Genomic DNA, 19,123 nt, shown 5'->3' on the forward strand with positions numbered 1-19,123 from the left:
CTCGATAAACCGCGAAATTGGCGTAACCTTTGCGGGCGTTACGATTTTGCGGCTGTAGGTGCTTTGACAACTAAAGATAACTTGCAGGAGAGAAGGGGGAAGCGTTTTGAAACCGATCGTATTTTTTGATATTGATGGAACATTGTTGAATGACGAGCAGCAACTATTAGAGTCGACGCGTCAGGCGGTGCAGCAGTTGCAAGCGGCAGGAATTGAAACGGTTATTGCCACAGGTAGAACGCCTGCAACCTTTAAGTGGGTTCGCGAGGCATTAAATATTCATTCCTATGTAAGCTTAAATGGTCAGTATGCGGTAAGGAATGGGGAAGTCATCGTTGCTGAACAAATCCCAGACAGCCTGTTAGGTGAATTTGCAAATGTGGCGCAAGCAAACGAGCACGTGGTTGGTTTTATAAATGAAAATACGTGGACAGTCACGATGGAGAATGAACGAGTCCATGAAAGTTTAAGTCATCACGGAATCGCGCATCCGCCTGTGAATGCCGAGTTATATAAGGAACAACCGATCTATCAGGGTTTGCTATTTTGTGAAGAAGCAGAAATAACAAGCTATGCTGAACGCTTTCCTGAACTGCAATTCGTACGCTGGCATCGATTAGCAACAGACGTGCAGTTGAAAGGACGCTCGAAGGCAAGCGGCATTGAGCAGTATTTGCGCGCAGTTGATGCCCGAGTAGAAGATAGCATTGCCTTTGGGGATGGGCTGAATGATAAAGAAATGCTACAGTTTGTAGGGACGGGAATCGCGATGGGCAATGCATCAGATGAGGTAAAGCAGTGTGCCAATATGGTTACAGCCTCGAATGGTGAGGACGGCATCGCGAATGCATTAGTAGAGCTGGGTCTAATTTCGAAACGAAACGTGTAACAAAAAATATGTGTTTTACAAGCTGCTTCTGTGAACAGGAAGCAGCTTGTTTCGTTTTTGCCGAGGTATTGCTGAGATAGGTGTTTGCTACACATTTTACATTCTTCCTTACGTTCTGCACGAACTTATGCTGATTCATGTTTAGTCGCGGCGTTAACGACGAATAATAAAACGAACCCCCTTCCTATATGAAGCGAAGCATAGCCTTTTCAAAGAAATTAGACGAATAAGTGTCATAAGGTATAAAAATGTGGTACAATAAAAAAGTAAGGAAAGTAAGGAATTCATTATTTTCTTGGAATACAAAGAAAGAAAGGAGTGTTAGGGGGTGGAAATGGCCAAACTAAGCTGTAAGGGGCAAATCACCGTTCCAAAGCATATTCGTGATGTGCTTCAAATTCATGAAGGTGACAGAGTTGCCTTTATTGAGGAGAATGGACTCGTCATTATGGCGAAGGCAGATTTGCAGGCACTGCACGATTTGCAAGATATTTTGTGTAAAGAGAAGATTGAAAATATTATTCATGGCGCCAAGAAATTGTTGGAACGATAACGGTAGCACGAAAGGAGACCATAAGTGGGATGGATATTAGAGAAATTCAACTTCCTGGTATAGGTATGAAATATCAGGTCGATACGCAAAGTGGGGAACGGATGGTTATTATCATCCATGATGATGGACGTCGAGACATTTACCATTTTGAAAAAGACGATTTGGAAGAGAGCAAGGCGATGGTAGAACTGAGCGACTCGGAGGCAAGGCAACTGGCAGCGATTATTGGCGGGATGACATACAAGCCGACTGCGCTTGAAAATATCGAAATGGCCTTTGATGATCTCGTTATCGAGTGGCACAAAGTAAGTGAAAGTGCGAATTGCATCAACAAATCGATCGGCGAACTCGATATTAGACAGAACTTCGATATGATTATCATTGCTATCTTGAGAAAAAATCAGTGTAAAATTATTAATCCGGGGCCTGAAACGATCATTGAGAGTGGTGACACATTGGTTGTATCTGGGCAGCGTGACCATCTGAAAGAAATTAAACGCAAACTGTTTATAGGGAGTGATGGTTGATACATGCAGAATCATTTGGTATTTGAGGTAGGTGTAGCATTAACTTTAATTGCCATATGCGCTCTCGTCGCTAACCGCTTGAAGCTCTCCATCATTCCGTTTCTCATCATACTAGGGATGGTGGTTGGCCCTCATGCGCCAACGATTGGGATTATTGATCTCAAGTTCATCGAGAGTGCGGAAATAATCGCTTTCCTTGGAAGAATCGGAGTCCTGTTCCTTCTCTTCTATCTAGGGCTGGAATTCTCCGTCGGCAAGTTGATCAAGTCTGGGCGCTCCATTGCCGTGGGCGGCAGTATTTATATCTTGATTAACTTTTCACTCGGGCTAATGTTCGGATGGTTAAGTGGGTTTCCGTTGTTGGAAACACTCATTATTGCAGGTATTATTACGATCTCATCAAGTGCAATCGTAGCCAAAGTGCTTGTCGATTTGAAGCGGACAGCGAATGCAGAGACCGAGCTTATACTTGGAATTATTATGTTTGAGGATATTTTCCTTGCTGTTTACTTGTCTGTTGTGTCAGGTATGGTACTTGGCGGTGCGACTTCACTAGGCGGCACACTGATGTCGATTTTATTGGCGCTAGGATATATTTTGATGTTCTTCATCATTGCGCGCAAGTGCACGCCGCTCTTGAATAAATTGCTTAATATTACTTCGAATGAGACTTTTATTATTGTTATTTTCGCGCTGTTGTTTGTTATCGCTGGATTTTCTGAGACCATTCACATCGCTGAAGCGATTGGAGCGCTACTAATTGGTTTAGTATTATCCGAAACCGAACAAGCACATCGCATAGAGAAGTTAGTTATTCCCTTCCGTGATATTTTTGGTGCGATATTCTTTTTCAGTTTCGGATTGAGCATCGACCCGTATTCCCTTGGAGGAGCTGCGGGCTTGGCTATAGCCGCTGCCTTAGTCACAATAGTAGGCAACTTCATTGCAGGTATGATGGCAGGTCGCAATTCAGGCCTGTCTCACAAAGCTTCGACGAATATTGGCCTGACAATCGTTTCAAGAGGAGAGTTCTCCATTATTATGGCAAACTTAGGTATTGCCGGAGGGCTATCTGGCATATTGCAGCCGTTCGCTGCTTTATATGTACTCATATTGGCTATCTTAGGTCCAATCTTGACCAAGGAGTCCAGCCATATCTACATGTTGCTGAACAAGGTGTTTAAGTGGAATAAGAAGCACTTGACTGCAACAACTAAAAGTAAGAGCGAGTCATAGTAGCGGTATAAGTGGGAGAAATGACGTAACCATTGCAGAGCAAGATTGTGATGGTTGCGTCATTTTTTTGTGCTGTTGATAAAAATAAAAGCATGCGCCCCATTGTTCCCTAGAGAACGGGTTACATGTTACGAAGTGAGGCAGCGCCAAAACCAGATTTGTATACGTGCAGAAGCTTATTTCAAGAAGTTTGCTCATTTTGCTTTGGCAGCTGCTGTTTTTTATCTCTGTTGTTGCTTTTGCCATTTCCTTTTCCTTGTTGATTGGATCCGAGTTGGATTGCTGATTTGTCTTTGCTCACGTTTTTATTTTTTTGTAACCGATTTTTGATGGCAATTTTGTTTACTTTAAGTTTCTTTACTGGGTGTACGATAGATTTACCATTCTTCTTACGAAGTGAACGAGCGACTTTGACCCTTTTATTCGTTTTTATGCTTTTGCTGCTTTTTGCTTTTTTCGTACTTTTGTTGTTTATTTCCATATGTGCGTTCTTTTTTTCTATGTTTCCTTTTTCCTCGCTGCTCTCCATACCGCGCTTTTCTAAAGCTTGCATAGGAACTTCCAACGATTCAAGTGCAAGTTGCTCAATCTCTTCTTCTGTTACTTCACCTTTAATGACAAGCAAATGATACATAATTTCGTTCACGACATTCGGCTGAATCTGTCTGATCACTTCTCGCTCATCTAAATCATACATCGACTCATTGAATACAGGGCTGTAAAAAAATTCGGTTTTTAACAATCGAAAATCGATATCAAGCGTTTCATTCATACTCAGATTAGGCAGGGATGCACGGTATGGTGATGACTCATCGAAGGGAAGGCGGGGATTTGGACAATTCGTAAAAAATAAGGGAGTGTATTCATTGAACCAATGTTTATAATACGGATTCACGATGTGATGGTACGTATGAGCATATGGCGCTATGATGCACACAATAGCTTTGTGCGTACAAATTCGATACATTTCCTTCATGGTACCTATTAAATCATCGACGTAAGAGAGAACGTCAACGGCATACAAGGTTTCAACTGAATTATCTGGGAGCGGAATGCCTTGATTGATGTCACAGACGATATCAACTTCAGGTAAATTCCTTATATCAATACCGGTACAGCCAGTATTTTTTTGGGAACCGCATCCTAGATCGACTTTCATCGTGTTCACCGTCCGCTCTGATGTACTTGTTCCAATCGTCCGAACTGTTTAGGGTATTATACTAGGAATAGCCGTACAAAGGAACGACGATTGTCCCTCATGCAAGCGTACATTTAAATAGGTGAAAGGCTGTCAATAGTTGTCCGAAGCTTTATAATACGGTGCGCAATTATTTTACATACTTTATAAACAAAATTATTTTCTAAATTATAAAAACTTACTTGACAAAAGTAAGTGATAATTATATTATACTTACATAAAGTAAGTTGTGCATGACGAGAGCTATTCTGAGTCAACCTAAGTAATAGTGCTCTGAAAATAATTTTCTAAGAGGTGTCCTTTAATGACAAAGGTTCTAGTAGTTAACTCTAATCCTAAACCGACTGATTTGTCCTTTAGCTTGCGTTTGGCTGATCACTACTTGCAAGAATTGCAATCCCAAAGCAACGTAGAAGTAGAGCGTATTGACTTGTACAGTGAGGAAGTTCCACTGATCGACGGTACTGTGCTTGATGCATGGGGTAAAGCTGCACAAGGTCAAGAATTGTCCGCTGAGCAAGGACGTATTTTGGGCCGCATGAACGAAATCTTGGAGCAATTTTTGGCTGCGGATGTAGTTGTATTCGTTACACCTATGTGGAACATAGGCTTCCCTCCAATGGTGAGAGCTTACATTGACAACATTACGATCGCTGGTCGTACGTTTAAATATACAGCTGAAGGTCCACAAGGCCTTGCTGGTGACAAAAAAGTTGTTCACATCGAAGCTCGCGGTGGCGTATATGGCGAAGGTTCTACACCACAGCCATTCCAATTTACTGGTGGTTACTTGCAAGCAATATTGGGCTTTATCGGAATTACAAACTTCGAAAGCGTTATTGTCGAAGGTATGGCTGCAATGCCAGACCAAGCAGAACAATTGCTTGCAGCAGCAAAAGAACGTGCAACGGAAAGCGCACGCAACTTGCTTAAATAATACTGTCATACAATCCAAGGTCCGGCTCTCTTTATGAGGCCGGATTTTTTGCGTGTTTTTGCATATGTCAGTATCGTTTTCTGCATATGCCATTATCGTTTGCTGTAATTGAGCATGTACGGAACTGTGCTGTTTTGTATCATTCATGCAGTGTGATTTCGTTTGCAATTTTGCCCATCCATTCGTCACCAATTAGGCATTCGCACATAAGATGATAGCGAATGAAGGGAGGGAGCGAGTGTAATGGCAGTCATTAAAGCGAACTCAGAGGACGTGAAGATGTTGGCGCGACTCATGCGTGCTGAAGCTGAAGGTGAGGGCGAGCAAGGCATGATGATGGTAGGAAATGTCGGTGTTAATCGTATCCTTGGAGACTGCTTGGATTTTCTCGATATACGTTCAGTGAGAGACATGGTGTTTCAAAATCCAGGTGGATTCGAAGCGACACAAAAAGGATATTTTTATCAAAAAGCACGTGATGCGGATGTTCGTATGGCGCAGCGGGCTATAAATGGGGAGCGGGTCTGGCCTGCATCGTATGCCTTATGGTTTTTCCGGCCGGCAGGAGCTTGCCCGCCGACTTGGTACAATCAGCAAAATTCTGGGAGATATAAAGCGCATTGTTTCTTTACACCGACAGGTGCGGATTGCCCGGCTGTATATAACACGTATTAAATAAAAATAGATCAACCGCAAGGTTGAAAAGGAGAGAGTTTGACGATGAATTACTATGCTTATCCCGTACAAGATTTCGGTAGAAACGCAGGCATGGGTAAAGGTGGTTGTGGGCACGGGTTTGTTCCTTATGGCGTTAATCCGGTTAATAATCCAGTTATGTATAGCGCTGCCCCAAGCCCGGTTGCGGGTAATGGCGCGGCCTTGTACAGTGCGAACGTGAGTTATCCGATGCAACCAGTCGCCCCAGCACCAGCGCCAGCTGTTCAGCCTGTATCCTCTGTACCGTCTGGGGCGCCAGTTGTTCCCCCACAAGTGCCTAGTGGAAGTGTGATGACACCAACGGGTGCAGTATTGCCGAATGTCGGGTTTGAACAGTCTTACGTGGAAAATATTTTACGGCTTAACTTAGGAAAAGTAGGAACGTTCTATATGACATACGAGAACAACTCGGAATGGAATGCCAAAGTGTTCCGTGGCGTGCTCGAAGCGGCTGGACGCGATCATATCATTATTAGTGATCCGTTGACTGGGCAACGTGTGCTGCTCTTAATGGTGAACTTGGATTATGCAACATTTGATGAGCCGCTTAATTATCATTATCCTTTATCCGGTTCGCCAGCTCGTTCTGCCACAGAATGTTTGAATTCATAATCGATTAAATATACGTATGAAAAGGAAAAGCCGCCTGTCCATCTTGAAGATGAAGCAGGCGGTTTTTGGCGTGCGCAGCATGTGCGTGGTTTGATGTCAAGCTGCTTCTGCTGGAGGGCTATTCCTTTTTTTGTTCCAGCCACTGCTTGGCGATGAGGGTCAGCAAAGCGACAGCAACAAGCAATGATGCAACAGCAAAGGAAGCGGAGAATTGATATTCGTTGTACAAAATTTCTACATGCAACGGCAGCGTGTTCGTCTCGCCTCGAATATGGCCGGATACGACGGAAACAGCGCCGAACTCGCCAATGGCTCGTGCGTTACAAATGATGATGCCGTACATGAGCCCCCATTTGATATTCGGCAACGTGACGTGCCAGAACAGCCGCCAGCCTTTGGCGCCTAAAGTGGCAGCTGCCTCTTCCTCGTGTGTTCCTTGCGCTTGCATAAGTGGAATCAATTCTCGGGCCACGAACGGAAACGTGACGAATAGTGTGGCTAATATGATGCCTGGCAGCGCGAATACGATGCGAATGTCATGCTCAGACAGATAAGGGCCGAACCAGCCGCTAGCGCCAAACATTAAAATAAACAAAAAGCCCGCAATAACTGGCGATACGGAAAAAGGCACATCAATGAGTGTCAGCAACCATTGCTTTCCGCGAAATTGAAATTTAGTTATACACCATGCTGCGGCTACACCGAATATCGTATTAATCGGGACGACGATGAATGCGGTCAACAACGTTAACTTAATGGCAGCGACTGCATCTGGGTCAATCAATGAGGCAAAGTAAACATCTAACCCCTTCTTAAATGCTTGAATAAATACAGCAGTCAAAGGTAGCAGTAGCACGAGTCCGATAAAGCCCCATGCCACACTTAATAAAAGGATGCGCATATAGCGCGGTTCTGTTGTGCACGACACCGCTGTTGCAGTGCCTCGTAGTGGCGGTCCGTCAGTCGGTTCAAATGATGTTGTCGATATCATAGAATTGATGATTCTCCTTCCCGAACAAGTTGAGAATCTAGTTATGAATTGGAAATGGTTCGTTGCCCTGCTCGCCATTGAATGGCGTTAATGAGCAGGAGAAGCGCAAACGAAATCACAAGCATAGTTAATGCGATTGCGGTTGCACCAGCATAATCAAATTGTTCGAGCTTGGTCATAATAAGGAACGGAGCGATTTCCGTCTTCATCGGCATGTTGCCGGAAATAAATACGACTGAACCGTACTCGCCGATGCCGCGTGCGAAGGCAAGTGCAAATCCGGTCAATAGCGAAGGAACTAGCTGTGGCAAAATAATGCGCCAGAACGTGATCCAACGATACGCGCCTAGTGTGGCAGCAGCTTCTTCTACATCGGTTTCCCATTGTTCGAGCACAGGTTGGACTGTGCGTACGACGAAAGGGAGACCGATAAACGTTAGCGCAATTGTAATGCCAAGCAAGGAATACGCGCTCGGAATTCCGAGCGCGTAGAGCCATTGTCCGACCCAGCCATTTTCCGCATAGATAGCGGTGAGAGCGATGCCTGCCACAGCAGTGGGCAGGGCAAATGGCAGGTCGATAATGCCGTCGAGCAGGCGCTTGCCGGGGAAATGGTAGCGGACAAGCACCCAAGCGACGATGAAGCCAAACACGACATTTACGAGTGCGGCGATGAACGCAGCTGTGAAGCTGACTTGATACGCGGCAAGTACACGCTCGTTAAATGCAGCTTCCCAGAAGGAAGCCCAGCTAAGCTCCAACGACTTCAAGATGACGGCAGACAATGGAATGAGGACGATTAGGGATAAATAAAGTATCGTAAATCCGAGCGTCAGCCTGAATCCCGGTAGAACGGAACGTGGCTTTCTCGTTGAACTCAAGCGTGAACGTTGGTCTGCAGCAGACCGCGAGTCAGAGGCTGAGTCAGCGCGCGAGCGGGAATCTGACCCGTTTGTTTGATTAGACATGCTCTGACCTCCCTGATGTAATGGCAATAAACGCAGAGATGTGTGATGTCATGTTGCTGGATTTGGGATTATTTAGGTTTATTTGGGATTATAAATTTGATCGAACAGTCCACCATCATTAAAATGGGTTTGCTGTGCTTTTTCCCATCCGCCAAAATGCTCCTGAATCGTAAGTAATTTAATGGCCGGAAAATGCTGCGCATGCTTGTTAGCGACGCTCTCTAAGCGTGGACGGTAATAATGCTTAGCTGCGATTTCTTGACCTGCCTCCGTATACAAGTAATCCAAATAAGCTTGTGCAACCTCACGCGTCCCGCGTTTATCAACGGTCTTGTCCACGACTGCAACCGGAGGTTCCGCCAAAATACTTAGCGATGGCACGACGATTTCAAATTTATCTTTACCTAGCTCATTGATCGCCAGAAAAGCTTCATTTTCCCATGAAATAAGGACATCACCAATACCGCGCTCGACAAAAGTAGTCGTTGAACCGCGTGCGCCTGAATCAAGCACAGGCACATTTTTGAACAGATCGGCGACAAATTGTTGTGCTTTGGCCTCATCGTTATTGTTGTTAGCCAGTGAATAGCCCCATGCGGCTAAGTAATTCCAGCGTGCTCCGCCCGACGTCTTTGGGTTCGGCGTGATAACCTGTACACCAGGTTTCGTAAGATCGTTCCAGTCTTTTATACCTTTCGGATTTCCTTTGCGCACTAAGAAGACAATCGTGGAGTAGTAAGGGGCGCTGTTATGCTTCAATTTTTGCTGCCAGCCTTCTAGCAGAAACCCAGCTTTACGAATGGCATCGATATCATAGGCGAGGGCAAGTGTGACAACGTCAGCTTGCAGACCGTCAATGACCGAGCGTGCTTGCTTACCACTACCGCCGTGAGATTGTTTGATCGTCACCGTCTGGCCTTTTTCTTTTTGCCAATGGTCTGCAAATGCCTTGTTAAATTCCGTGTACAACTCGCGAGTGGGATCGTAGGAAACGTTCTGAATCACGATAGGATCTTTGGTTGCATTCGCTTTATCATTAGTTCCGCTTGGTGCCGCAGAGTTAGGGTTGCTCTTCCCCTCTCCGCCGCTGCATGCGGTAACAAGTAATAAGGTTAGGAGTGTGAACCATGTAAATATGCTTTTGTGAATGTTCCGTTGATATTGTTGCTTTGGGCTAACGCGTGGATCGTGTCCCTCAAGGTGTACAAGTTGGAAATGGGGGTGTTCATGTTGTTGCTTCGTTGGATGAGCTGTGTGCGTTTCATGATTGGTCATCGTGTGTCTCTCCTCTCTCTTTTTCCCTCTTGTTCGTAACGGACACGTTCTGTGCGGTCGATTTGCACGATTTTACTGTCATGAACGACAATAAAGACGGAGCCGTACTTCAATCCTTTTAATTGATCTGTAATGCGATCCAGCCAGCGTGGATCAAGTTGGTCTTCGGCTTGTTGCGTCACGTCCTGCACAGGTTGCAGTTGAGCGCGCTGTTGGCGAGGTTGACTCATGTTATCCCTGCTTTCTCTTGAAATTGTGGCTCAACATATCTGCTCAGTGGCGCGTGTTCGTTGTTCTTGCAAAATAGAGTCAAAATCCTAAGCAAACAGCCGCAGACATCCCCCTAAATGATGGTGCATGCAAAGCAAGCATAGGTTCGCGTCTCCGGCTGTCCGGTCGACTCATCGGATTGAAAAGTCTTAATTATTATTATTCCGATGAAAGTAGTATGTTTTATGGTTGTATGTTATCAGCGCCTGTCGGTCATGTCAACCGTATTTTTCCTTATTTTACTTTAATTCATTTTCAACAAAAGTTTGCGTGGTTCTCGTTCAAAAAGGATCGTCGAGGGAGGCGGCATTGCACGAGCATATCTATTAATATTATACTGATAGTTGGATCTATTATGGATGTGCAGCACTATCGCGGCACTGAATTTGAAGGAGGTAGACGAGATGCTCGTTACATTGAACAACGGCGTGAGCATGCCGCAATTTGGTCTTGGCGTATGGCGCGTTGAAGAAGGACAACAGGTGAAGGAAGCCGTTAAGACGGCCCTTGAGACAGGCTATCGCTCCATTGATACAGCTGCGATTTATCAAAATGAAGTTGGTGTTGGGGAAGCAATTAAGGAATCGGGCGTTAAGCGCGAGGACATTTTCTTGACAACAAAAGTATGGAACTCTGATCAAGGTTATGAAGCTACTTTGAAAGCATTTGACGAGAGCTTGAACAAGCTTGGTGTAGACTATATCGATCTTTACTTGATTCACTGGCCAGTACCTGAGCTTGATCGCTACATTGAAACATATAAAGCATTAGAAAAATTGTACGAAGAGGGTCGTGTGCGTGCAATCGGCGTGTCGAACTTCCACATTCATCACCTTGAGCGCTTGCTGGCAGAATGCACGGTTAAGCCTGTGTTGAACCAAGTGGAATGTCATCCGCGTTTGGCACAGAACGAGCTGCGCGAGTTCTGCGAACGTCACGACATCTACTTGGAAGCGTGGAGTCCGCTTATGCAAGGTGGAGACATCTTGGAGCACGAGACGATTACGGCTCTGGCTGCTAAACATGGCAAGACGCCTGCGCAAATCGTCATTCGTTGGCATTTGCAAAAGGGACATGTCGTCATTCCAAAATCGGTGACGCCGTCACGTATTCGTGAGAATTATGATGTGTTTAATTTTGAATTGTCTGCTGACGATATGGCTGCCATTCATGCTTTGAATGAAGACCGTCGTGTCGGTCCAGATCCGGATGAGTTTAACGTATCCTAGTTGTGGCTTCGTGTCGTGGCTTTGTGCCGTGTCGTTCAATACCGTATCGAATCGGATTGTAACGTATTCGTATCGTATTCGTATCGTACACAGCACCTAGCAGCGTGATTGCGCTTATATAGAACGAACGCCTGCCGTTCTCGGCAGGCGTTTATTTATGGTCATTTTGCGGCGTCCAGTTCGCTAAAGCAGCAAACGGGCTGACGTTGTCTTCCTCGTCTTCGTTCGCACCCCGATAGACAACTTTCGTTTCATAGGCAGGATGGTCGTTAATGTGATTACGCTCCAGATGAATATGTTCGAACATATGAATATAAATTAAAGCTGTATTGTAAGCATCATCAATCGCACGATGATGGGAGCCAACAAATTCAATGTTCAACACCTCTAGTGCACTTTTAAGACCAATTTGTTGATTTTTGGGCCGTCCCATCGCAAGGGATACGGGTTGCTGCACGTTGTTATGATTACGTAACCAATCCAGCGCAATCCGCTTCGTACGGCACTCTCTTGCAAATTGTGCTTTATCATCTGGTCCCCACGAACAGAGCGCGTAGTCTGCTGTGCCAATCCAACCAATAAACCGATCAATCACATCTTGCAAACAATCCGCTTCGTTTACGTCCGCTTGTGTAATGCCTGTAAATGAAATCGTATCTGCGGTAAGCACAATTTTGGTAGGCTTTACGAACGCTTGAAACGTATCTACAATCACAGGCTTATCTTCTTCCAACGCTACTTTTACAGCGCCGATCTCGATAATTTCAGCCATCTCACCTTTTTTACGTTTAACCGTCATTTCTAAGTCGTACACAATCGCTAGCATCTCTATGTTCCCCCGTTTCTACTTACTGAAATGGTCTCGTGTTGTGTAACGGTCGATAACATCGATTGTACCATAATTCGCAGTTGAAAGGGGAGGATATGTCTGGTCATCACCCGAATGTAATACATAAAATCTTAACTGCTTTTTGATAAAAAGAAGGAGTGTTGTCATCATGGCGTTGATAGAATGCCGCTTTTATTCCGAAACATTGAAGATGAATACCCAATTAACGGCGATTATACCGGAACGTTTACATAATCAACATCGAACCTTGTATTTATTGCATGGTATGTCTGATGATGATACGGCTTGGGTGCGCAACTCTTCGATTGAACGGGCAGTATCAGGGCTGGGGCTTGCTGTCATTATGCCCCAGGTGCATCGTAGCTTCTATACCGATATGGCCTATGGCGGGAAATACTGGACGTTTTTGAGCGAAGAGCTTCCGCGGTTGGCACATGCCTTTTTTCCGCTATCGGACAAGCGGGAGCACAACTATGTGGCCGGACTGTCGATGGGAGGTTATGGGGCAATGAAATGGGCGCTTACTTATCCCGAGCGGTTCGCAGCTTGTGCTAGCTTATCAGGGGCGCTGGATGTTGCCCATCCGTTTCATAAGGAATTATGGGGGGCGGAATATGTGCATATATTTGGCGAGCAGCCTGTAGCGGGGTCGGGCAACGATTTGTTGCACTTACTGCGACAATGTGATGCAACAGAAGGGCAGAAGCCGCTACTGTATCAATGCTGCGGAACAGAAGACTTTTTACTGCGCGATAACCATGCTTTTCGCGATGTATGTCAAGGTACTAGTATGGAACTTACTTATGAAGAGTCATCAGGGGGTCATACGTGGGACTACTGGGATCAGCAAATTCAACGGGTGCTGAGATGGCTGCCGAAATAATGGGGATAGCAAGTTGTAAATGCAGCAGCAAAGAAGCTGTATTTTTAATAAATTCAGCTTTAGAAGGGGAGCGATTGATTCGCTTCTCTTTTTAAATAAAAAAAGTTTCATTAACAGGAAATGGTTTAAAGACTGTCGAATGAACTTATAAAACATTGCCTAGTTACGTTAAAAGAAAGGGGTTTCTACATGAACTTGTTGTCGCTAGAGCCATCAGTCGATTTAACTTCTTGGGTCCCCACGCTGCTTGCGCTGCTCGATGAGTCGGACATTCAAGCGCTTGCTCCGATTGTAAAGCCGATCATACCTGGATTTAATAAGTCACTTCGGCACGTTCCAGCTCCGCTTCTCCGTAAAAAGACGATGGAAAAACTGAACGGGTTATCCGATGTGGGCGCGATTTTGCATAAGTTCTATTTTGCGACGATTCGTAAATATACATTTTTACACCATGATGAAAATGCAACGATGGAGCCTGAGTTTTTTATTGCGCAGCTTCATTTTGGCAATGAGTTAAAGCCAGCAGGGCAAGTAGTCGCAGCGGTGCAACTCTATCCGGAGTGGGTAAAAGAACACGGGGCTGTCATACAGAGTAACGTTGAGCAAGGGCGGCAACTGTGGCATGGCCTGCTAAAAGATTTGACGTTGGAACAGCAACTGCATCGTTTGGTGATGAAGCTGCGGAAAAATGACTTAGAGCAAGGCTGGATAGAAGGTTGCGTATCCGTATATAGTGGTGAGCAACATATTGCGGATAATTTTAATGCCAATGTTCCATTAAATGAGTTTTTTATGGCGAGCGAGGAGATGTTGCCAAGCGGCCATTACGCGATCCTTGCTGCAACTTCCTTAGGTCAATGGCTGGTATGGACGCAAGAGGAACGCGATTTATTGTTTCGTCTCGTTGCACTAGATATTGCTCGGATGACAGTGGAACGGAGCGAACAATTTCATGAGGTAGAGAAGTTACACGAGCAGGAACGCCAACGTGCAATGGAGGATTTAGCACGTTTTGATCGGCAGCGAGAGAAGGATACGATGCGTTGGAATGAGGATAAGAAAAATTGGAGTTTACAAATCGAAGAATGGCAGGCTGAGCGGAATGTGTTAAACAACGAATATAAACAGCTTGAAGAGGAGCGTGCTCAACAGCAACATCAGCTCGAACAGTTACGGCAGCTTGTGAATGAGCTGAGTAATGCGCAAGCACAGGCTCAAGCTCAAATGGAAGCGCAAGCACAGGCACATGCACAAGCTCAAGTGGAAGCACAAGTACAGGCATATGCACAGGCGCAAGCGGATGCAGAACAAGCTGCGGCAATGAAGCGGGTGGAGCTTACTGATTCGCCGTCCAATCGGGCATATTTAATTAACCGTGAACCTGTTCGGTTAGTTACGTTTAATCGTGATCGTCAACTGGAACGATTTGTGGCGGCCAATATTCTCATATGCGTAGATACAGATGAGCAATTAGAGTATCGCTTGCGAAAGGAAGCGAGCGCTGTCCATTGGTTTATTGATACAGATGGGATTGAGACGAAGCGGACGTTTATTTGGGAGCGGATGTTTAAAGCGCATCGGGCTAGTTATCGCTTTGTTAGCGGAGAAGATGCGATGCTGATTCGGAAGGTCATTTATTATGTGGAAGGGGCTGTTGAACATGAAGTTGCGAACGGAATTGAGTAAGGATACCGAGCTACAGCTTAAACGATGTGTATTCGTCGGACGTTTAACGACAGAAGATGAGCTGGCCAATACACTTATAGAGGCACCCGTGACCTTTCAAGATGAAGAAAATGAGTATATTTTATTTAATTTAACGTGTTTAAACGATATACCTGAGCAGCTATCCCGACACTTTATTTATTCAAATCGAATTTTTCGTGGAAGTACGAAAAGCTATAATAATGTGCAAAAAATACGTAGTAAACTTATTCCGAACTACGATCGGCTACTACCGATTCAGCGTAAAGAAATGCTTAAAGAACGATTGAAAAACAAACTGATATTATTTTCTCTATCTTCTAATAATATGTTTCTAATGCTCGACATTTTAAGAATTGAAGATATAACTCCAGCCTCTCGTTACACACTTATTCCACAACCTCATCTATCGCTGCAAGAATCGAGAGCTTCATTAGAAAATAGACTTATCAACGGGTCTCCCATACAACTATTACATCATCCTAACATATTAATGACCCCACACTGGATATATTATGACCATTATTTATACTCAAATTTACTATGGACAAAGCATCCTACAGTCAGTACAACTTATTACGTTCATGCACCTGAAAAAATTATTCGTATGCCAGTAACCGACACTTTTTTTGAAGGAGTAGCGGCCCGTTATGACGATCATATGCTCGTTATGAATGAAGCGGCGATGGAAGCTATTGAACAGCGCGTGTCTATAGATGGGCAATATTTACGCGTAGCCATGATTGCGGATCGGAATTCGGAAATAGCGGTAGGCAATGGAGGCCACGAAGCATTGGTCTTGAGCCATGTCACTTCGCTATCAGCTGCTGTGGTTGAATCAAGACAACCAAGCACAGCACAGCCAACTTTAGCTTCTTCCTTACCCGAACTAGCGACTAATGGTACGGAAGCCTATCAGGATGGACTACCAAGCTCCGATCCAGAGGAGCTTCGCTTCTTGGAGCGGCTTCGCGATCGGGCACACACGAAAGGTCTTTACTATGACTCGCAAGATTTATGCAACTTCCATATTAGTGCGAAGACGAACATGTTGACCATTATAGGCGGTATGTCAGGTACAGGGAAATCTCAGCTCGCTCGTCTATATGGCGAAGCACTCGGATTAACCTACGGCACCAACTTACTGCTCGTTCCGATATCTCCTGCTCACCACGAACCTAATGACATTCTCGGATTTTATAATCCGGTGACGAATGAGTACCATGAAAGTGAAACAGGGCTTGTTAGTTTGTTGATGCACGCGCAACAGTATCCCGAACAGCTGCATATGGTCATTTTTGATGAAATGAACTTGTCGCAGGTTGAGCATTGGTTCAGCCCGTTTATATCTATTTTGGAAGTTGAAGCTTCACAGCGTACGTTGCGCTTGTATCGCAAGGTTGAAGAGCAGGTCGAGACGAAAGCCGAAGAGCAACACGGTTCAAATCCGCATGCACATCTGTTACGGCAGCCGCCTCCTGAATTACGTATAGGTGATAACGTTATATTTGTAGGTACAGTCAATTTTGATGAAACGACAAAGACTTTTTCGAGTCGCTTGCTGGATCGTGCGAATGTTATATTTCCACGCAAGTTAACGTTTCGTGAGGTTCAGCAACTGCATCGTAGCGGCTATAAATCCCAAGCGGCTGGTAACGAGCAGCCGATTACGGGCTATGCGTATCGGCATGAATGGAACGCTCCTGCTGGCCGTGAATTAGAGTGGCTCACTCAAGCCGAAATTGATTTGCTTGATCAATTGCATCATGTGCTGCAAGTCAGTGATCGACAGCTTGGCATTTCGTTTCGGGTAGCGCGAGGTATTGCGCGTTATGTACGCAATATTCCGCGTTCAGCAGAACGTGAGCAGCTCATATTACGAAGCGTAGCGTTTGATATCCAACTCAAACAGCGCGTACTCACGAAAATAACAGGTACAGAAACGGCCGTCGGTGAGCTGATCGGCTATGTAAACAACACGGAATATGAACCGGGACGTGTTGCACATATGTTGCTCAGTGAATCAGCGCAGCGAGTATCCTCTTTTCAGCACAGTATGGAGTGGCTGAAGCATAAAGCGAAAGAGTTGATGACGTATGGCTATACAACATAGTGAGTTTCCTAGCACTGCACAACCTCATCATACGCGTCAAATGTATAGTCATCGTCCCAGCCAACAGGTTGCCCACATGCCCAATGAACATGAACGAACAAGCGGTGACAAGCCGCTTTTTCGGCTCCTTTTTCACGTGGGGATCGGCCGTGAACATAGTACGGTGGAGGTCATGCCTGGTGTAGGTTTGCAAACGTTTATTGCTCCTTCGTATATGGACAATCCGCAAGTGATTGCTTTTAAGGAGCGCGTCGAGCTGTCCGTACAGCTTATTGCGGAGCCGAATGTTGAGATCGAGTTGTTCTGGGACCCGACTGTTGCGGATGAAGAAGATGTGAAACCTGTTCGGCTTTATGCGGCGCAGCCCCGGGTAGATCTGTACCGTTTTCAAGATAAAGTCGATTACCCTTGGCCGTGTGGGCAATACCGACTTGAAGTACGTTGTAACGGAATTAGTTATTACGGCATGTATAAGATTACGCCTAAAAACGTATCGGAGAGCGAACTGCTCGATATGCATGCGCTTATTGAAAAGCATGTATCTGGACTTACTTTCAATTGGTTCGTCCAATCACAATCGACGTCACACGGGACGGTTGCGGTTCAAGGTACAAACCGTGCAGCGGATTGGCGTTTATTCACTTGGTTTAAACGAGTAGAGCCGCTCTTAAATCGAGCCTTAAGATGGATGGAAGAGCATGGTGCGAATCGCTTAACTCCCGTATATGCCGTCGAATCAGTTGCGCGTCGAGCGACTACACGCAGCGTGCAGTGGGAGGCAAGTGCACGCGGCGTGCAATATGCAGGGACGAAACATTATAATCGTCGGATGCAGCCGGAGACGGACCGCTCTACCCATCAAGCGGTCAAGTGGTGGACGATGCAGTTGCTACAGCAGTTGCAACTGGCACAGCAGTCTTTAAAGCAAACAGAAGCGACCGTGCAGCAGCAGTGGGCCAAACTGATGAATGAATGGGAAGAAGGCAAAGAGAAAGAGCGTAAAATGACAGATCAGCGTTACGTTGCTGATGAAGAACTAGAGCAAGTGCGTAAGTTATTGACGATGAAGCAGCGCGACCGCGAAGCGGTGATGCAGCGTCGTTCAGAGCTGGAAGCGATCTCGTTAATTTGCCAACGTGAGCTAGAATCGCTGCAAAGGCGCATGCAGTCGCGATTTTGGCGGCCTATTGAAGCGGTGATGCCGCGCGTCGTGCCGGACGGTTATATGTGGGCACCACGATTAGTACGTACCTTGTGGGAACACGCAAGGACGGGGGCAGACACAGCTGCTGCCCAAGCTGTCACGCTTGTGCCTGCCTACCGTTCAACTCCGCAAGTGTACGAGTATTACGTCTTTTTTACCGTTGTGGAGGTGCTGCAAGAATGCGGGTTCCAGGTGGAGCCTGTATACAACGATAATCAACTTCATGGAACAGCCTCGCTAACGGATAACATCGCAAACGGAACAAGTGCTAAGCACCATTCTGCTAATGGTTGGAACGGATTGCCTACTGGGTATGCATTAACATTTACGAAAAATGATATGCGAATCGTGGCACACTACGATGCTTTGGTAGAAGGTGATCCGGAAACAGCCCGCATAAAAGGGACTTCTTTTTATAGTGTGGAATGGAACCGTCGCCCTGACATTCGGCTCGATTTGTACGAAGCGTCAAGCAACACGTATTGTACGTCCATTATCATCGAAGCGAAGTATCGCCGCCTGCGTACGATGTACAGCGATGCTGGCAATACGAAGGTGGCCTTGCAAATGAGCAAGTATTGGGCGATTTGCTACGCAGCAGCTAATGGCACCTATCGCCGTCGTTGTATCTATCAGGTCATATGTGCCTATCCTGGTGGAGAACGGAGTGCAGCGGAGCAAAGAGGCGAAGCTGGTACGTCAAATTCGTCGACTTCGCCCACTTTCCATGGAAGCGATCCGGTGGTGCAGGAAAAACCACCAGGCATTTTTTTGCAACTATATCCAGCCCGTCAGCACAATCAAGAAATTACGGTTGGCAAACATGAGCTTGGTCGATTACTGCTGGACTGGCTCCAAAATGGTACGCGTTAAGTCTCCCGGTAGTTGTCTTGTGCGTTGAAGGGGGACACGCAAGCGAGGATGTTAGGGACGTGCACTCGTGAGCGGATTGACAAGTGACAAAGGG

General features: G+C 45.7%; 18 protein-coding genes. 12 read left to right on the forward strand and 6 right to left on the reverse strand.

Annotated features, from left to right (window positions below; all coding sequences use genetic code 11):
- Positions 1-106 precede the first annotated feature (106 nt).
- The 4 genes from KIK04_RS16970 to KIK04_RS16985 all read left to right on the forward strand — a co-directional run bounded on the left by KIK04_RS16970 (position 107) and on the right by KIK04_RS16985 (position 3,205).
- On the forward strand, positions 107-889 hold the full coding sequence (locus tag KIK04_RS16970) for a Cof-type HAD-IIB family hydrolase (RefSeq protein WP_232274790.1): 783 nt from the start codon (positions 107-109) through the stop codon (positions 887-889).
- Positions 890-1,223: 334 nt separating this feature from the next.
- Positions 1,224-1,442, forward strand: a complete 219-nt coding sequence (locus tag KIK04_RS16975) for an AbrB/MazE/SpoVT family DNA-binding domain-containing protein (protein ID WP_232278787.1) — start codon at positions 1,224-1,226, stop codon at positions 1,440-1,442.
- Between the two features lie 29 nt (positions 1,443-1,471).
- Positions 1,472-1,969: a cation:proton antiporter regulatory subunit gene (locus KIK04_RS16980; protein WP_232274791.1), complete on the forward strand. Its 498-nt coding sequence runs from the start codon at positions 1,472-1,474 to the stop codon at positions 1,967-1,969.
- Positions 1,970-1,972: 3 nt separating this feature from the next.
- Positions 1,973-3,205: a cation:proton antiporter gene (locus tag KIK04_RS16985; protein ID WP_232274792.1), complete on the forward strand. Its 1,233-nt coding sequence runs from the start codon at positions 1,973-1,975 to the stop codon at positions 3,203-3,205.
- A gap of 181 nt (positions 3,206-3,386) precedes the next feature.
- Here KIK04_RS16985 and KIK04_RS16990 read toward each other — a convergent pair whose 3' ends face one another.
- The gene (locus KIK04_RS16990) at positions 3,387-4,364 is read right to left on the reverse strand and encodes a class I SAM-dependent methyltransferase (RefSeq protein WP_232274793.1); all 978 of its coding nucleotides are present in this window, start codon (positions 4,362-4,364) and stop codon (positions 3,387-3,389) included.
- Between the two features lie 343 nt (positions 4,365-4,707).
- On the opposite strand from KIK04_RS16990, the gene KIK04_RS16995 reads away from it, so the two are divergent.
- From KIK04_RS16995 to gerQ, 3 genes are all read left to right on the forward strand, one after another.
- Positions 4,708-5,340 (forward strand): NAD(P)H-dependent oxidoreductase, encoded by a 633-nt coding sequence (locus KIK04_RS16995; RefSeq protein ID WP_232274794.1) that lies wholly within the window; start codon positions 4,708-4,710, stop codon positions 5,338-5,340.
- 243 nt (positions 5,341-5,583) lie between these two features.
- Positions 5,584-6,015, forward strand: a complete 432-nt coding sequence (locus KIK04_RS17000; RefSeq protein ID WP_232274795.1) for a cell wall hydrolase — start codon at positions 5,584-5,586, stop codon at positions 6,013-6,015.
- Positions 6,016-6,174: 159 nt separating this feature from the next.
- A complete protein-coding gene (gene gerQ, locus KIK04_RS17005; protein ID WP_442951178.1) occupies positions 6,175-6,669 on the forward strand; it encodes a spore coat protein GerQ in 495 nt (164 codons plus the stop codon).
- Positions 6,670-6,787: 118 nt separating this feature from the next.
- On the opposite strand, the gene cysW is transcribed toward gerQ, so the two are convergent.
- The 4 genes from cysW to KIK04_RS17025 form a co-directional block, all read right to left on the reverse strand.
- Positions 6,788-7,660, reverse strand: a complete 873-nt coding sequence (cysW, locus tag KIK04_RS17010; protein WP_232274796.1) for a sulfate ABC transporter permease subunit CysW — start codon at positions 7,658-7,660, stop codon at positions 6,788-6,790.
- A gap of 41 nt (positions 7,661-7,701) precedes the next feature.
- On the reverse strand, positions 7,702-8,541 hold the full coding sequence (cysT, locus tag KIK04_RS17015; protein WP_232278789.1) for a sulfate ABC transporter permease subunit CysT: 840 nt from the start codon (positions 8,539-8,541) through the stop codon (positions 7,702-7,704).
- Positions 8,542-8,706: 165 nt separating this feature from the next.
- Positions 8,707-9,903: a sulfate ABC transporter substrate-binding protein gene (locus KIK04_RS17020; RefSeq protein WP_232274797.1), complete on the reverse strand. Its 1,197-nt coding sequence runs from the start codon at positions 9,901-9,903 to the stop codon at positions 8,707-8,709.
- Complete coding sequence (locus tag KIK04_RS17025) at positions 9,900-10,133, reverse strand: YezD family protein (protein WP_232274798.1); 234 nt, start codon at positions 10,131-10,133, stop codon at positions 9,900-9,902. The genes KIK04_RS17020 and KIK04_RS17025 overlap by 4 nt, the downstream gene beginning before the upstream one ends.
- A 444-nt stretch (positions 10,134-10,577) precedes the next feature.
- Between KIK04_RS17025 and KIK04_RS17030 the strand changes: the two genes are divergently transcribed.
- Complete coding sequence (locus KIK04_RS17030) at positions 10,578-11,402, forward strand: aldo/keto reductase (RefSeq protein WP_232274799.1); 825 nt, start codon at positions 10,578-10,580, stop codon at positions 11,400-11,402.
- A 151-nt stretch (positions 11,403-11,553) separates the two neighbouring features.
- Here KIK04_RS17030 and KIK04_RS17035 read toward each other — a convergent pair whose 3' ends face one another.
- Positions 11,554-12,228, reverse strand: coding sequence for a 3'-5' exonuclease (locus KIK04_RS17035; RefSeq protein ID WP_232274800.1), 675 nt, complete (start codon positions 12,226-12,228; stop codon positions 11,554-11,556).
- A 172-nt stretch (positions 12,229-12,400) separates the two neighbouring features.
- On the opposite strand from KIK04_RS17035, the gene KIK04_RS17040 reads away from it, so the two are divergent.
- The 4 genes from KIK04_RS17040 (at position 12,401) to KIK04_RS17055 (ending at position 19,029) form a co-directional block, all read left to right on the forward strand.
- Entirely contained in the window at positions 12,401-13,135 is a 735-nt protein-coding gene (locus KIK04_RS17040) for an alpha/beta hydrolase (RefSeq protein ID WP_232274801.1), read from the forward strand.
- A gap of 189 nt (positions 13,136-13,324) precedes the next feature.
- Positions 13,325-14,821, forward strand: coding sequence for a hypothetical protein (locus KIK04_RS17045; protein ID WP_232274802.1), 1,497 nt, complete (start codon positions 13,325-13,327; stop codon positions 14,819-14,821).
- Entirely contained in the window at positions 14,796-16,952 is a 2,157-nt protein-coding gene (locus tag KIK04_RS17050; protein ID WP_232274803.1) for a DUF8727 domain-containing protein, read from the forward strand. Before KIK04_RS17045 ends, KIK04_RS17050 begins: the two co-directional genes overlap by 26 nt.
- On the forward strand, positions 16,936-19,029 hold the full coding sequence (locus KIK04_RS17055) for a hypothetical protein (RefSeq protein ID WP_232274804.1): 2,094 nt from the start codon (positions 16,936-16,938) through the stop codon (positions 19,027-19,029). Before KIK04_RS17050 ends, KIK04_RS17055 begins: the two co-directional genes overlap by 17 nt.
- Positions 19,030-19,123 lie beyond the last annotated feature (94 nt).

The organism is Paenibacillus sp. 481, from assembly GCF_021223605.1.
Classification (GTDB): domain Bacteria; phylum Bacillota; class Bacilli; order Paenibacillales; family Paenibacillaceae; genus Paenibacillus_B.

Coding starts and splice junctions, on each gene's coding strand:
- KIK04_RS16975 (WP_232278787.1), top strand. CDS start 1,224: ATGGCCAAACTAAGCTGTAAGGGGCAAATCACCGTTCCAAAGCATATT.
- KIK04_RS16980 (WP_232274791.1), top strand. CDS start 1,472: ATGGATATTAGAGAAATTCAACTTCCTGGTATAGGTATGAAATATCAG.
- KIK04_RS16985 (WP_232274792.1), top strand. CDS start 1,973: ATGCAGAATCATTTGGTATTTGAGGTAGGTGTAGCATTAACTTTAATT.
- KIK04_RS16990 (WP_232274793.1), bottom strand. CDS start 4,364: ATGAAAGTCGATCTAGGATGCGGTTCCCAAAAAAATACTGGCTGTACC.
- KIK04_RS16995 (WP_232274794.1), top strand. CDS start 4,708: ATGACAAAGGTTCTAGTAGTTAACTCTAATCCTAAACCGACTGATTTG.
- KIK04_RS17000 (WP_232274795.1), top strand. CDS start 5,584: ATGGCAGTCATTAAAGCGAACTCAGAGGACGTGAAGATGTTGGCGCGA.
- gerQ (WP_442951178.1), top strand. CDS start 6,175: ATGTATAGCGCTGCCCCAAGCCCGGTTGCGGGTAATGGCGCGGCCTTG.
- cysW (WP_232274796.1), bottom strand. CDS start 7,660: ATGATATCGACAACATCATTTGAACCGACTGACGGACCGCCACTACGA.
- KIK04_RS17020 (WP_232274797.1), bottom strand. CDS start 9,903: ATGACCAATCATGAAACGCACACAGCTCATCCAACGAAGCAACAACAT.
- KIK04_RS17025 (WP_232274798.1), bottom strand. CDS start 10,133: ATGAGTCAACCTCGCCAACAGCGCGCTCAACTGCAACCTGTGCAGGAC.
- KIK04_RS17030 (WP_232274799.1), top strand. CDS start 10,578: ATGCTCGTTACATTGAACAACGGCGTGAGCATGCCGCAATTTGGTCTT.
- KIK04_RS17035 (WP_232274800.1), bottom strand. CDS start 12,228: ATGCTAGCGATTGTGTACGACTTAGAAATGACGGTTAAACGTAAAAAA.
- KIK04_RS17040 (WP_232274801.1), top strand. CDS start 12,401: ATGGCGTTGATAGAATGCCGCTTTTATTCCGAAACATTGAAGATGAAT.
- KIK04_RS17045 (WP_232274802.1), top strand. CDS start 13,325: ATGAACTTGTTGTCGCTAGAGCCATCAGTCGATTTAACTTCTTGGGTC.
- KIK04_RS17050 (WP_232274803.1), top strand. CDS start 14,796: ATGAAGTTGCGAACGGAATTGAGTAAGGATACCGAGCTACAGCTTAAA.
- KIK04_RS17055 (WP_232274804.1), top strand. CDS start 16,936: ATGGCTATACAACATAGTGAGTTTCCTAGCACTGCACAACCTCATCAT.